The following is a 13,837-nucleotide window of genomic DNA, read 5'->3' on the forward strand; positions in this document are numbered from 1 at the left end:
AATGAGCAAATCCCCATCCACACCCAAGCCGCGCGTCCTCGAAAAGGTCGTGAAAATCAAAACGCCGATCGTCAAGGCGCGTGCAAAGCAGGTCTCGGTAAAGCGCCCCGTCACGCGATCGTGCAACTGCGGCGGCGGGCTGAAGTGAAGCGTCCCACAGATCGGCAGCGCGCAGCAATCGACAGCCTCCAGCGCAACGGCGATGCGTATCGATCGTTTCTGGAGTGGTTGCACGAAGTGCGCGTCGACGTGCTCGCAGAGTGCGCGCGCATGGATGACGACATCCAGATCCGCCGCCTCCAGGGCGAAGCCCGCTGCCTTGCCGATCTGATTTCAACGCTGAAGCCGAAAGACTGACTTCAACGACATTCGAACGCGCCGACCAGCAGAAATGCTCGTCGGCTTTTTTGTTGCCCGCGATTTCGCTGCTCGCTCGCGGGCGTTTTTCATTTGTGACTTCCGCTTTGCGCGGCTCACGGAGTAAATCATGGCAACACGACTGCCGCGCCATCTGCGCGGAAAATTCAGCGACACCGACGGCGCACCGATCCTCACGACCGATCCGGCTGGCGATGACGCCACTTCCGGCACGGGCGCAATGCTTATCGATACGCCAGATGCAAGCACCGGCGACGCGCAACCGTTCGACACGACGGGCGTGACGTTGACACACGTGACGACGATCAAACCTGACGACGATCTGCCGCCGGGCCGCAGCGCAGACGCAAGGGATGTCCCGGCCGAAGCGGGTTCCGGCGATGCGAACTATCGACGCATGGAAGGGCGATACAAAGCCCAGATCAAGCGTCTCGAGGATCGCATCAACGAGTTGACCGAACACGCACGCGGCACGGGCGCGATTACCGACATGCTCATGGAGGCGCGGCGCGAGCTCGCAGAGCTGCGCTCGGGCGACGCTCCGAACGGCGCGTCGGCGCGCGCGGCAGCGATCAACGAGCCGCAGGTGCCGAAGCTTCCCGAGCTTACGGACGACGAACTCGCCATGTACGGCGAGTTCGCACCGGTCGCCGACAAGCTGATCGCGCGGGCACAGGCGCCGCTGCTCGCCAAGCTTGCAGAGATCGAGCGAAGCAGCGGTACGCTCGGCGAGCGGCTGGGGCGATCGGAAGAACAGCGCTTCGTCGACCGCGTCGGTGCGGCAGTCGGCAACATGGACGCGATCACCGCGGCGCCCGAATGGCAGGAATACCTCGAGCGCGATATCCCGTTCGCGGGAATGAAGATTGGACGGGCCTTGCTCGACGCGCATACCGCGCGCGACCTCAATCGCATCACGTCGATCTTTCATGGTTTCCGCGAAGCGCACAGCCACTTCGCGGATGACGTTCAGAACGCAACCGGCACGAACGGCGCAGTCCGCGGTATGCAGGCGCTCAACCAGGCGCAGCGTTCCGGGCTCGCGCAATTCGCAACACCCAACCGAACTGCCGCGAATGGCAGCGGCACGCCCAGGCCGCGCTTCAAGGATTCCGACTACCGCAACAAGGCCGCGCAAATGCGAGCCGGGCGGTTGACGAAGCAGGAGTTCATGCAGTTCGAAAACGATTTTCTTGAGGCCAAACGGGCGGGCCTCGTTGCTAAAAATTAGGAGTTGAAACATGAAGAGTTCCGCTGGATACAGTCAGTACGCGGACGCCCTGATTACCCCGCAGTTCGGCGATCGCCTGATCGCGCGCGGCTACTGCGACTTCGTTTCCGGTGATATCACCGACACGGACTATACGGGCGACCTGAGCAAGTGCGGTGATCAGATCACGTACTTCATCGAACCCGACGTCGAGATTCACGACTACCAGAAGAACGGCGTCGTCAAGCCGCAGGAACTGGAAAGCGAGTCCGTGACGATGGTCGTGGACCGCGCGAAGTATTACTGCGTGAAACTGGACCGCGTCGACGAAAAGCAGGTTTGCTTCATCGATGACTGGACGAACGCGTTCCTGAAGCGCGCCAGCTACAACATGAAGCGCCTCATCGACCCTGAAGTCCTGATGCGCATGGCGATCGAAACGGCGCCGACGAACAAGGGCATGGACGCCGGCAAGGAATCGCAGTCGCAGGATCTCGGCGAAATCGGCAATCCGGTGCCGATCAGCGCGCTGAACATCATCGAAGTGCTCACGCGCCTCGATGTCGTGCTGCGTGAATCGTGCCGCTGGGAAGACGGCGCGATGTTCGTCGTACTGCCGAACATCGCGCGCAATGCGCTGATGGCGTCCGACCTGAAGGCCGCGTACCTCACGGGACAAGCTCAGTCGCCGCTGCTCAACGGCAAGTTCCCGCTCGTCATCATGGGCTTCAACGTGTACTTCACGGACATGGTGCCGAAGGTGCTCGACGTGGCGACGGGCAAGCAGGCGTACTGGATCGTTGCGGGCAATCGCAAGGCGACCGGCTTCGCTCAACAGCTCGAAGACCACGAGATCATCAACATGGAGAACTCGTTCGGTAAGTACTACCGCGGACTCTGGGTGTATGGCTCGAAACCCTTCTTGCCTGACGCGCTCGCCGCGCTCTACGCCACGTTCTGATCGACGATGCGCGGCATTGGTCGCGCATGCCTATAACGCACAGGAGTTACCTCATGTACCACCCGCTTTATCACGGCGGCAACGCCGTGCGCAATCCGGCTCAGGAGATGTATCCGGCCGCGACGCTAACGGTCGGCGATCATCTGACGCAGGCGGCGCACAAGGCGCCGGTCGCTTTCTCGAACACGCGTCTTTTCGACTTCAGCCAGAAGGACGGGCGCCGGCAAGCCGGGCTTCAGCAATATCTGAATCGTCAGGTGTCGAACGGCACGCCGCTGAAAACGGGCGACATCATCGGCGCGTGTGCGATCGGTGCGGGCTCGCTGCTGATCGGCTACGCGTGGGGCGTCGAGAATCCGGCCGACGGCGTCGCATTCAATATCAAGACGCACTTCGGCGGCCAATTGCTGGAAAACGTCAATGCCTCGTCGATCAACTCGAACGGCGCAATGCTCAAGACGCCGGTCTGGCTCAAGGACAACGAGATTATCGACGTCGAACTGACCAACTGGCCGACGACCGTGCCGAACGATCTGCGCTTCTGGGTGACGCCGATTCTGTTCGTGCCGCAGCGCGGTAACTGATCGACGCTACGCCGCAACCTTTGGGCCGCGCCAAGTGCGCGGCCTTCTTCCTTCAGGAGAAGAATATGGCGAAAACATTCGCTTATCGCGACGGTCACGGGACCATCTATCCTCCGCATCCGGCGATGCTCGCGCAACCCGGCCTCGTGCCAGGTCAGTACGACACCGAGACGAAGACGTTCACGCCGACGGGCAACCCCCAGCAGCAGACCGGAAGCATCATCACCGACGCTGGCTTCGGCGGACACCAGAAGGTGCTTTCGGGCCTCGGCGAGGATAAGGGCGCCAACACGGCGCCCCTCCGCGCGGGCGTGGCCTTCACGCTGCCGGCCGATCACGCCGACGCAGGCGCGCGCGCTGTCGAACTCGAGCAGCAGCTCGCGGAAGAGCAGGAGCGCAGTCGCGCCTTGGCCGCGCAGATCGAGATGTTGAGCATCCAGACTTCGCAGGCCGCTTCGACCGTTGAGCCCGACGCGAACGCCAGCGAGAAACAGGACGAAGCGACGAGCAACGACGCGGCGGCGAATACGTCGGCCAGCACCGGCTCGAAGCGCGTGCGTAAGACGAGCTGATGGCGACCGTCGGCGATCTTGCGCTGGAAGTCGCGGCGCTGCTGAACGATGCCGAGTCCGGGTACGAGTTCATTCGCTGGACCGAAGCCGAGCTGATCGAGTATGCGAACGACGGCGCGGCGCAAGTCGCCTCGCTGCGCCCGGACGACTTCGCGTCATCGCAGGAACTGACGCTTCAACCCGGCGCGCGGCAGACGTTGCCCAATGACGCGACACACTTCTACCGTGTCGACGGTACGCTCGACCAATACGGCGGCGTCGTCGGCATGCCGTCGGCGACCGACTACGGCGCAACGCGTATCGCCGCGTCATACTTCGACGACCTCGCGTGCGCGGCGTGTCGCAGCGGCGCTTATACCGTGCGCTCGTTTTCGTTCGACCCGACTTCTTCGCGGAGCTTTTTCGTCGATCCGCCGGTGCCCGCGGGCAAGCCGGTCAAGATCATGGTGACCTACGCCGCCGCGCTTGCGCGGGCGCAGGCCGACGATCCGCTGCCATTGCCTGAGCGTTACCACAACGCGGTGATCGAATGGATGCTCTACCGGGCCTTCTCGAAGGACACGGAAAGCGCGAGCGCGGCGAGTCACGCACAGGAGCATTTCGGTGCTTTCAACACGTTGGTCGCCGCATCGCAACAAGTCGACGATCGATATGACCGCAACGGAGGCATGAATGTCCGGACTCGTTGATCGCGTATCGCTCGATGTGTTCCTGCCCTTCGTGATGGCGGGTGCGCGCGGTCTGCCCGAATCAATGGCGCTCGCGTACATCCGGCAGGCGTGCATCGAGTTCGCGCAGCGCAGTAACATCCTGCGCCGCCGCGCCTTTATCGACATGCAGTGCGGTGTTACGGACTACCCCGTCTGGCCGGACGATTGCGAAGAGATCGCGCGCATCAACGCGGTGCGCGTTGGGCTGACGACGTATCGCGGCACGCGCGACACGATCGACCTGTGCCATTGCGGCTCGCGCTTCACGGTGCGCGACGGTTTGCTGCATCTTCCGACACCGCCGCACGGCGACCAGCCGCGCGCGGTCGAAGTTCGCTTCTGTGCGAAGCCCGCGCAGACGGCGTGCGAGGTCGACGCGATTCTGCATTCCGACTGGCAGGACGCGATCGAAGACGGCGCGCTCGCACGGATCTACCAATTGCCCGGCTACGAATTCACGCAGCCGATGCTCGCGACAACACGCGCAAGGAGCTTCTACGAGAAGATCGCGCGTGCCCGCGTGCGGGCGCTGAAGAGCGACACGTCAGCGACGCCGTTCGCCGTTGCTCCTTCCTTCATCTGACATGCGCCGACCCTCCCTCATTCGCCTCGACCGCTCGGTTGCGCAGACGGCGTTCGCGATCTCCGCGGCATGCGCGTGCGATGCGCCGCTGGAAAATGTGTCGATCACGCTGTGTCGCGCGGGGGCCGTCGAGCGGTGCGACGCGTGCCGAACCGATTACGGGGCGCACATGCTGCTCGCGACCGGCGTACATGGCGTGCGTCCCGTGCGCCGCTCCTGCGGTTGCCGTGTGCCCGAACACGTGCTGCGCCAGTGCGCAATCGAGCAGGACGACGATGGGCGTTACGTCTTCGCCTGGGACGCGCGCGTGCGCTCTCTGCCGGCCGGACTGTATCGCGCCGCGTTCACCGTCGGCTGTGCGCCGTGCGGCGAACTGCTCATGCAGATTCAGGACGACTGCGCCGTGACGGGCGCGGAGGACATCGCCTTCGATCGCGGCTGCGGGCCGGTCGATCCGACACAACCGTGGTGCGCGTCGCATGCGGCATCGTGCTGTGCGCCGACACCTGTTATCTACGTTCCAACCTACGACGTGCCGAGAGGCTGCTGATTATGTTTCGACCGATGGTGGGCTTCCAGGCCAGCCTGAAATGCAAACTTCAACCCGATGATGTAACGCTGCCGCTCTTTGCCGCCGACATCGCGAAGATCGCGGCCGCGCTGACGCAGACCGGCGATTACACGCGATTGTGGGTGATGGGCTCGCGCGCTCACGAGATCGTCAAGGTCACGGGTATCATCGACAGCGCTGTCATGATCGAGCGCAGTGACGAGAGCACGTGCGCGATCACGGCGCCGCTCGGTTCATGCGTGTCGTTCGTCTGGACGCAGCAGTGCGTCGCAGACTTCGTGCAGCAAGGCTGCGGCGGCGCCGAACCGGCCGTGTGCGAGGTGCTCGCCGGTTCGAATCGCGTCACGGTCACGAAGAGCGAATGCAGCGTGACGATCGACCGCCCGGCGTGCAGCGGAACGTCGTGGCGCGCGGGTAACGTAGAGTTCGCGCAGGACAGCGGTGGCTGCATCAGCGCCACGCCGCTCAAGACTCAACTCGGCGACGGCGAGTACGTCAACGCAAACGTGACCATCCGCGATGGCTACATCACGGCGATCGCTTCGGGCACGAATATCGTGTACACCGGCGGCGGTTGCTGCGACGGCGGGAGCGGTGGCGGCAGCGGCACGCAAGGACCGCCCGGGCCACAGGGTCCGCAAGGTCAACCCGGCCCGCAAGGCGTGCAGGGAAAGCAGGGCGTCGCTGGTCCGCAAGGTCCGCAGGGCCCGGCCGGCGCGGGAGGCACACAAGGAGTAGCGGGTCCGCAAGGACTCTCGGTTCTCAACGGTGCTGGCGCTCCGGCAGGGAGCGTGGGCAACAACGGCGAGTTCTACATCGACACGCTCGCGTCGACGATCTATGGTCCGAAGACGTCGAGCGGCTGGGGCGCCGGCGTGTCGCTCATCGGGAAGACCGGTGCGCAGGGCCCGGCGGGCGCCGATGGCGCGGTTGGTCCGGCAGGCCCGGCGGGCGCCGACGGCAAGCAGGCGAACTGGTCGCTCGTGCAGAGCGGTGGCGTGATCTACATCATCGGTCCGGTTGGTCTTTCCTTCTCGGTTGAGTCTGCGACGGGCGTGCAGGTGAGTACGGGCGGCACCATCCCGACCGGCGGCCGCTACGCTCAGCCGTATAGCACCGGCGCTGCGCCTACAGCGTTGTTCATCAAGTCCGGCGGCCTGTACGTGGGCTGCGGAACGGTGTCGATCTGATGGCGGTGCAGCGTTTCAATCGTTTCGGTGGCGTGCTGCCGCGCTACGACGCGACGCTGCTGCGCGAGAACATGGCGGCATCGGCCGAGAACGTGAAGCTGTGGCACGGCCGCCTCGAACCGTTCCGTCGCCCGGCGCCGCGCGAGACGGCCGACGTCGGATGCGTGCGAACGATGCATCGCTTTGGCTGCTGCTGGCTCGCGTGGGACGATCCGTGTGTCGAGGTGGCCGAGTGGCTGCCGACGTGCGAGCGCGTCTACGTCACAGGCGCCGCGGCGTATCCGATCGTCGCCGAGATGCCGGACGACGGCTGCGCGATGGACTGGAAGCGCGTCGGGCTGCCCGTGCCGGCCGACGCACCCACGGCGATCGCGCTCGATACAGCGAAGCCCGAGTTCACGACCAGCAGCCGCGCGTACGTCTACTGCTACCTGAATTCGTTCGGCGAGGAAGGCGCGCCGAGTTATCCGAGCGATGAGCTCCTCGACTGCGCAGAAGGCGGGCGCGTGCAGGTCTACATTCCTGCGCCGCCGGCGGGATGGGACATCGCGGGCATTCGTCTGTATCGACTCGCGGAGGGTTTCAACGACGGCACGCAGGCGGCCGCGCCCACAACGACGGCGTACCTGTTCGTCGCCGATCTGCCGCCGACGGCCCAACAGTACGTCGACGCCGCCACGAGCGACACACTCGGCGAGCCGATGCTGTCCGAGCAGTGCACGCCGCCGCCCTACGACCTCGAGAACATCACGCAGTTGCCGGACGGCGTGCTGGCCGCGTCGCGCGGCAACGAAGTCTGGTTCTGCGAGCCGTATCAGCCGCAGGCGTGGCCCATCGACTACGTTCTCGCGCTCGACGACCACGTGAAGGCGTTGAAGTGGCAGGGCGGCGTACTGTACGCAATGACCGACGGTCATCCGTACGCGATCGCCGAAGACTGCGCGGACGGTCAGTGCTGCCGCAAGGTCTTTCGCTTTCCGAAGCCGGCGCCGATCGTCTCACGCAAGAGCGCGGTGCAAACGCCGGGCGGCGTGGTGTACGCATCGCTGACCGGTCTCGTTCTTCTGTCCGGGCAGAGCATCAACCAGATTACCGGCCCCTGGTATGCGAGCGACGACTGGCAAGCGCTGCTGCCGCACACGATGGTCGGCGCGATCATCGAGGGGCAGTACGCGGCATTTACCTGCAAGAGCGGTTTCCTGTTCGATCTGCGCGACGGCACCGAGAACGACGGAGCGCAGAACAACGATCTCATGCCGCTCACGCTCACGCCGAATGCGCTGCACACCGGGCGCGACGGCAAGCTGTATCTGGCGTTCGGCAACATCATCCACGAATGGGATGCCGGCGCGGAGTTCATCCCGTATCGCTGGCGCAGCTTTACGCTGGCAGCGCCGGGGCAGATGAACTTTGCGGCGGCGAAGTGCACATTTGCGGATTACCCGTGGCCGCGCATGGCTCCGTTCGGCGTGCAGCTCCGATTCATCACGGACGGGCGCGTCGTTTACGGACGCGAGCTGAAGCATTCGAATCCGGTTCGGCTGCCATCGCAACAACGCAGGCTGGATTTTGCGTTGGAGGTCGAAGGCGTCGAGACAGTGCGCGAGATCAAATTCGGGACGAGTGTCGCTGACTTGGCGACGTGACGCATCGAGGCCGTGTGCTCGGGGGAGATGCAGGGACGCGCGATCGACTCGTCGACAAGGTATGCGAAGGTTTCGAATGCGATGCGAATACGCGATAATCCGGCGTGAGGGCCAAGTTGCGCCCGCAAATTCCCAAACCCGCTTCGGCGGGTTTTTTCATTTATGGACCTCATGAGCACGCGGATCTTTCAGCAGCAGGATGTGAGTTATCGACACATTCACGACACGATCAACATGCTGTCGGCGGCCGCGCGCGAAGCCGACCCCGATGCGCAACCTGATGCGGTGAAGGCCGTTCAGGCAATCACCGCAGCCGTGACGGGCGCACGAAAGGACATCTACTTCGCCGTCGTCGAGGTCAACGGCATCACTGCCGGATTCATTGGCGGCGTGCTCTCGCCCTTCGTTTTCGAAGAAAGAACGTTCGTCCAGGACATCCTTGCGTACGTGAAGCCCGAGCATCGCGATACACATGCTGTCCGCGATCTCGGAAAGGCATTTGCCAACTGGTGTTTCGATATGGGCGCGTACGAAGTGCGCGGCTACCTGACCAACGGCGAGAATGCCGAACGTCTCGCTGGCGCGGCAGTGCGCGACGGCTGGAAGACGACCGGCAAGATCATCACACTGAAACGGAGTGAATGATGGGTGGCGGTGCTGATGCGGTTGCAATCACAAACTGGCAGCAGATGGAGCAGCCGCTTGGGTCCGGCGTTCTCTATGGTGTTAATCAGGTCTGGGAAAATCAGCAGGCGAACGCCGACGTTTGGGCACGGCAGGCCGTTTTCAACGACGACAAGTGGCGCGAGCAGCAGAAGTATCTCGCCGAGGCTTCGGCTACCCAGCAGAAGGAAGGGTGGGCTACCTGGTTGGGCGCCCAAACCGGTTACGCCATCGCGCAAACGCTTCTCGCTGACAACGCGCTTAAGGCTGCCCAGGATCAGGCTGAAAAGCAGTACGACATTGCCAATCGTCAGCAGCTCATCGCCGAGCAGGAGTACGCGCGTTACAGCGAGCACTTCGCTCCGTGCGAGAACGCCACGGTCGACGAAGAGTGCGCGCGCCCCGAATACACCGAGCCGATTGAAGACGAGGCGAATCGCGCGGCGGTCGACATTCGCGTGCAGTTCGGCAATGTGCGGCAGCAGCTTGACCGTCGGCGCAATCGCTACTGCATCGGCGCGTACTTCGCCGCGGACCGCACGCTTGCGATCGAGCAGGCGCGCGCCGTTGGCGAGGGCAAGGAGCGCGCACGGCGCTATCTCGAAGACCGCCAGTTCAACCGCCAGTTCAAGTACTTCGACCGCAAGATGGCAATCCTCAATCTTGGGCGCGGAATCAAAGCCGACGCAACCAGCATCTTCGGCAATGCCGCACAGACTTTCGATCGCGGCGGCGAGATTGAAATCGCCGCCCGGAATAATTTCAATAGCGCGGTCCTTTCGTCGATCGGCGGCGTATTGGGCATGCGCAAGTAGACCTTCGCAACACTTTCAGCCGGATCGTCGCCGGGCACGCGCAGCAGCGCGAACGCGGGCGGCGCGAGCAGCGACAGCATACCGACGGCCGCCGGCCTCGTTACCTTTTCGTCGTCCGGCGTCTGGCCCGGCGACTCCGGAATGATGAGGTCGGGCGGACCCGGCCACGGCTAAAACGTTGGAACAATCATGGGCTACTACCGAATTGCGAATCTCGCGGCTGACGTCGACGACGCGCTGCCGTCCCGTCTGCACGCGCAGAATCCGATGCAGGACAACTATCTCAGCGCGTACGGCATGCCGGAGCAGAAGCTCCCGTCGGATGTGAACGCTCTAAACAAATCGATCAACCACGACGCGGGGCGGGCCGCACACGGCGATCTCGTCGATGCGAAGGCGAATTCGTTCGCTGCCGATGCGTTGATCGGCCGCATCAATCTGCAGAAGCTACTGGCTGACCGGTTCCTTGCGCAGGCGCTCGCTAGGGCTTCCGATCTGGGCATGACGAATCTCGTCGATGTCGCGAAGTTCGTGGTGCATCAATTGTCGATGCTGCCGCCCGAGCAGGTCACGGCGAATCCGTACCTGCAAATGATGCGGCAGGACTATTTGAGACAGACGCAGCCGCGCGTGACGCATCGCGGCGCAGCGCCTGGCGGCGATATCGAACTGTCGACGCAGACCCACGGACATGGGCTGCACGGCTACGACGTGGCCGTCAATGTCGACGATGAAGGAGATGTTTTTCCTGCGAATTCCGCTGACTCGATGCAGCAAAGCCAGGCTGACGCCGACGCACCGCAACCCTTGCGCAGGCCTGGGCCGCGCGCATACAGCGCCGACGATCTTGCGACGTTGAAGCGCCTTGGTCTGGCTTAGCGAGTTCGGCATGACCAGCGATCCCCGTGACGACCAGCATCGCCAACCGCCAGCAGGACAGCCCGGGCAGAGTGTGCGCGCGGCGTATGGCATGGGCAACGGCGACGATTCCGATATCGACGACGTGATCGCTTCACGCTATGGCGTGCAACCCGGCGCGCTCTCGAAGTCCATGCAGCGACAGCAGCAGGCGCCCGACGCCCACGATGCGCAGCAACAGCACGCCTCTGACGCGAAGCGTGCCTTCGCGCATTGGCTCGAAAACTACGTTAAGAACATCGTCAAACATGCCTGACAATCTCGATTTCGATTTCGATTACGACTCGACTGACGTGCTCGACACGTCTGCTTCGTCGCCAGAGCAGTTGTACAACGTGTCGCCCGCGGCGATACAGCCGCAGACAACCGACGCAGGACCGGAAGCGCCTCCGTCGGCGGCGTACAATGCGGCCGATTATTTTAACGATGGATCGAGCGGCTCCGCGAATCGCTCTCAATCATCGGACGGCGATCAAGCGACGGTCGCGCCGTATCTCGCGCAATCGTCGCTCGCTGACGCACAGCCGTTCGAGTATCATCCGGATGACCTGAGCGGGAACGTTGATGTCCTGGCTGGCGGCGAAGGAACACCCGGTAATAATCAAGCACAGAATAAGCAGTGCAGAGCCGTGGTTACGGCATTGAAACTCAACAAAGATCAAGCGCAACAGCTACACCTGGAGATCAGTAAGCAGCGTATGGGGTATCACGAGATCATGGAGTGCGCGAAGGATATGTTTGGAGATGCAGGTGACTGATACGAAAAGCGAGATTACGCGACGCCTTTCAGTACTTATCGGACTCGATGTCAGCGCGGTCAGCCATGCGGCAGATATGCTTACTATGCATTTTGGCCCACAAAGGCAGTACGTAACGCCTAGAGGCACCGTCCTGGAAGGCGGCACATGGGCATTGCATGTTCAATGTTCCTGGCGGCTTACGCGGGCCGGAGTCGTAGTGGCAACTCAGGCTGTGCTTGCTGGCTCTGATGACGCCGCGCATTTCGGTTCGAGTTGGCTTGACACACTGTTGGTGAAGGAGGGAGCAGTGATTGTGAAAGGCATATCGGCAACGAAATCAGGCGGGCTGCAACTGGCCATGTCAAACGGCTTTTGTCTGGAAGTCGTTTCGGATACTGTGCCGGATGAGGAAGATTGGCGGCTCTTCGAACTGCGCAGTGACGCGAAGCATTTCGTCATCGAAGGTGGAAAAATTGACCCTTGGTCCTTGTCTTAACGCCGGAATAGCATCCTTGCATCGAGATAATGAAAAGGCTCGCTTGTGACGTAATCCGCGATTTCCGACGGGCGGTGCGCCGCAAAGCAATAGCCAACGTCTATGAGGCTTGCGTGAGCCGTCTCGGTTGTCGTGCCGCGCACTTCCGCCGCCGGTCGTAACACTCAACGCATAGCAAACATCATCAAGCCGCCTTCGGGCGGCTTTTTTTATTTGGGAGATCGCACGAATGACGTTGGGGCAAGGCGTTAGACCGCTCGGTGGACTTGGCAGTGCGAACGACTACAGGAAGAACATCGTCAAGAATGTCTGACAATCTCGATTTCGATTACGACTCGAATGACGTGCTCGACACGTCTGCTTTGCAACCGGGGCAGGTGTACAACATGTCGCCCGCGGCGATGCAGCCGCAGACAACCGACGCAGGACCGGAAGCGCCTCCGTGGTCGGCTTACAACCTGGCCGATCACTTCAACGATGGATCGAGCGGCTCCGCGAATCGCTCGCAATCATCGGACGGCGATCAAGCGACGGTCGCGCCGTATCTCGCGCAATCGTCGCTCGCTGACGCACAGCCGTTCGAGTATCATCCGGATGACCTGAGCGGCGACGCTACTGAACTCGCGGCCAGTACTAACAAACCGCGGTACGCCGCGAAGATGCTTGGCTACGACCAACACACCTTCAGCGACATGCTTCATCGATTCAAGCCCGAAAACGGACTCCGCGGGGATGACAACGTGATCTTCCATGACGATGGAAGTGTGGAATTTAACAAACGAATTCTCGATGACAACATCCATGACTATGCGCCCTGAAGCACGCACCGGTAAGGAGCCGCATGCACGCGCGCACGCGACCCTCGTTATTTCCGGTGATTCAGTCGAACCTGAATACTGGACGCGATATTTTGGGGTGACGCCGAGTAGCGTTCGAACGAAAGGGCAGTGCTACCGGTATCCGTCCGGCAAGATCAGCACCCGGCCGGCAACGACCGGCTACTGGGCGTTCGGAAGCAAGACGGCCATTCGCAGCGATCAACTTGCGCCCCATCTTGCATGCCTGACAGAGACGCTGGCCTTGCCACGCGTCGATCTGCGCGAACGGTTACAGGCGCAGGGCGCGGAAGTGGCCCTTTGGTGCTTCTGGATCAACGATACTGGCGACCGTGTGCCGGACGTGCCAGACGAGATTCGCGCCATGATGGACGCCATTGGCGGAACCATCGAGATTGACGAGTATCAATAAGCCTCTTCTCGCGCGGCAGCTTCTTGTGTTGCCGCGTCTCTTTCTCGAGCGGGACCCTTCGACTCCTGCGCGTACCCGAGCGCGAACCTCGGACCTCCTTGAATTGGCATCACCCATAGTCAACGCCTGAGCGCATTGATATTGACCAGCGGGCCGTGAGTGTAATCGCACTCACGGCCCGCGTTCGGTTTACGAGCTGAAACTTGCCTCTTTAGCGGCCTTTACCTGGCTTGCGTGAGCCGTCTCGGTTGTCCTGCCGCGCACTTCCGCCGCCAGTCGTAACACTTAACCCATAGCCACCATCATCAAGCCGCCTTCGGGCGGCTTTTTTTATTTGGGAAATCGCACGAATGACGTTGGGGCAAGGCGTTAGACCGCTCGGTGGACTTGGCAGTGCGAACGACTACACGAAGAACATCGTCAAACATGCCTGACAATCTCGATTTCGATTACGACTCGACTGACGTGCTCGACCCGTCTGCTTCGTCGCCAGAGCAGGTGTACAACATGTCGCCCGCGGCGATGCAGCCGCAGACAACCGACGCAGGACCG

The 13,837-nt window shown here is 62.3% G+C and carries 19 protein-coding genes; all 19 read left to right on the forward strand.

What is annotated here, in order from left to right:
- Position 1 precedes the first annotated feature (1 nt).
- The 19 genes from AWB76_RS40950 to AWB76_RS16100 all read left to right on the forward strand — a co-directional run bounded on the left by AWB76_RS40950 (position 2) and on the right by AWB76_RS16100 (position 13,285).
- Complete coding sequence (locus tag AWB76_RS40950; RefSeq protein WP_157696144.1) at positions 2 to 148, forward strand: hypothetical protein; 147 nt, start codon at positions 2 to 4, stop codon at positions 146 to 148.
- The gene (locus tag AWB76_RS16015) at positions 145 to 357 is read left to right on the forward strand and encodes a hypothetical protein (protein WP_061161098.1); all 213 of its coding nucleotides are present in this window, start codon (positions 145 to 147) and stop codon (positions 355 to 357) included. The genes AWB76_RS40950 and AWB76_RS16015 overlap by 4 nt, the downstream gene beginning before the upstream one ends.
- A 130-nt stretch (positions 358 to 487) precedes the next feature.
- On the forward strand, positions 488 to 1,609 hold the full coding sequence (locus tag AWB76_RS16020; protein WP_061161099.1) for a hypothetical protein: 1,122 nt from the start codon (positions 488 to 490) through the stop codon (positions 1,607 to 1,609).
- Positions 1,610 to 1,619: 10 nt separating this feature from the next.
- Positions 1,620 to 2,549 (forward strand): hypothetical protein, encoded by a 930-nt coding sequence (locus AWB76_RS16025; RefSeq protein ID WP_061161100.1) that lies wholly within the window; start codon positions 1,620 to 1,622, stop codon positions 2,547 to 2,549.
- A gap of 53 nt (positions 2,550 to 2,602) precedes the next feature.
- The gene (locus AWB76_RS16030) at positions 2,603 to 3,133 is read left to right on the forward strand and encodes a hypothetical protein (protein WP_061161101.1); all 531 of its coding nucleotides are present in this window, start codon (positions 2,603 to 2,605) and stop codon (positions 3,131 to 3,133) included.
- A 65-nt stretch (positions 3,134 to 3,198) separates the two neighbouring features.
- Positions 3,199 to 3,705 (forward strand): hypothetical protein, encoded by a 507-nt coding sequence (locus AWB76_RS16035; RefSeq protein ID WP_157696145.1) that lies wholly within the window; start codon positions 3,199 to 3,201, stop codon positions 3,703 to 3,705.
- On the forward strand, positions 3,705 to 4,394 hold the full coding sequence (locus AWB76_RS16040) for a phage adaptor protein (protein ID WP_061161103.1): 690 nt from the start codon (positions 3,705 to 3,707) through the stop codon (positions 4,392 to 4,394). The genes AWB76_RS16035 and AWB76_RS16040 overlap by 1 nt, the downstream gene beginning before the upstream one ends.
- Positions 4,378 to 4,998 (forward strand): hypothetical protein, encoded by a 621-nt coding sequence (locus AWB76_RS16045; RefSeq protein WP_061161104.1) that lies wholly within the window; start codon positions 4,378 to 4,380, stop codon positions 4,996 to 4,998. The genes AWB76_RS16040 and AWB76_RS16045 overlap by 17 nt, the downstream gene beginning before the upstream one ends.
- A 1-nt stretch (position 4,999) precedes the next feature.
- On the forward strand, positions 5,000 to 5,548 hold the full coding sequence (locus tag AWB76_RS16050; protein ID WP_061161105.1) for a hypothetical protein: 549 nt from the start codon (positions 5,000 to 5,002) through the stop codon (positions 5,546 to 5,548).
- Positions 5,549 to 5,550: 2 nt separating this feature from the next.
- Positions 5,551 to 6,759, forward strand: coding sequence for a collagen-like domain-containing protein (locus AWB76_RS16055; RefSeq protein WP_157696146.1), 1,209 nt, complete (start codon positions 5,551 to 5,553; stop codon positions 6,757 to 6,759).
- Positions 6,759 to 8,405, forward strand: coding sequence for a hypothetical protein (locus AWB76_RS16060; RefSeq protein WP_061161107.1), 1,647 nt, complete (start codon positions 6,759 to 6,761; stop codon positions 8,403 to 8,405). Before AWB76_RS16055 ends, AWB76_RS16060 begins: the two co-directional genes overlap by 1 nt.
- Before the next feature lie 171 nt (positions 8,406 to 8,576).
- A complete protein-coding gene (locus AWB76_RS16065; protein WP_167357763.1) occupies positions 8,577 to 9,050 on the forward strand; it encodes a hypothetical protein in 474 nt (157 codons plus the stop codon).
- Positions 9,047 to 9,883 (forward strand): hypothetical protein, encoded by an 837-nt coding sequence (locus AWB76_RS16070; protein ID WP_157696148.1) that lies wholly within the window; start codon positions 9,047 to 9,049, stop codon positions 9,881 to 9,883. Before AWB76_RS16065 ends, AWB76_RS16070 begins: the two co-directional genes overlap by 4 nt.
- A 189-nt stretch (positions 9,884 to 10,072) precedes the next feature.
- Positions 10,073 to 10,762 carry a hypothetical protein gene (locus AWB76_RS16075; RefSeq protein ID WP_061161110.1) on the forward strand — a complete coding sequence of 230 codons (690 nt, stop codon included), beginning with the start codon at positions 10,073 to 10,075 and terminating at the stop codon, positions 10,760 to 10,762.
- Positions 10,763 to 10,772: 10 nt separating this feature from the next.
- Complete coding sequence (locus tag AWB76_RS16080; RefSeq protein WP_157696149.1) at positions 10,773 to 11,057, forward strand: hypothetical protein; 285 nt, start codon at positions 10,773 to 10,775, stop codon at positions 11,055 to 11,057.
- Complete coding sequence (locus tag AWB76_RS16085; protein WP_061161112.1) at positions 11,050 to 11,559, forward strand: hypothetical protein; 510 nt, start codon at positions 11,050 to 11,052, stop codon at positions 11,557 to 11,559. Before AWB76_RS16080 ends, AWB76_RS16085 begins: the two co-directional genes overlap by 8 nt.
- A complete protein-coding gene (locus AWB76_RS16090) occupies positions 11,546 to 12,037 on the forward strand; it encodes a hypothetical protein (RefSeq protein ID WP_244173378.1) in 492 nt (163 codons plus the stop codon). Before AWB76_RS16085 ends, AWB76_RS16090 begins: the two co-directional genes overlap by 14 nt.
- A gap of 344 nt (positions 12,038 to 12,381) precedes the next feature.
- Positions 12,382 to 12,855 (forward strand): hypothetical protein, encoded by a 474-nt coding sequence (locus tag AWB76_RS39215; protein WP_157696150.1) that lies wholly within the window; start codon positions 12,382 to 12,384, stop codon positions 12,853 to 12,855.
- A complete protein-coding gene (locus tag AWB76_RS16100; RefSeq protein WP_244173379.1) occupies positions 12,788 to 13,285 on the forward strand; it encodes a DUF4279 domain-containing protein in 498 nt (165 codons plus the stop codon). Before AWB76_RS39215 ends, AWB76_RS16100 begins: the two co-directional genes overlap by 68 nt.
- Positions 13,286 to 13,837: the final 552 nt, after the last annotated feature.

This window comes from Caballeronia temeraria (assembly GCF_001544795.2).
Taxonomy (GTDB): Bacteria; Pseudomonadota; Gammaproteobacteria; order Burkholderiales; family Burkholderiaceae; genus Caballeronia; species Caballeronia temeraria.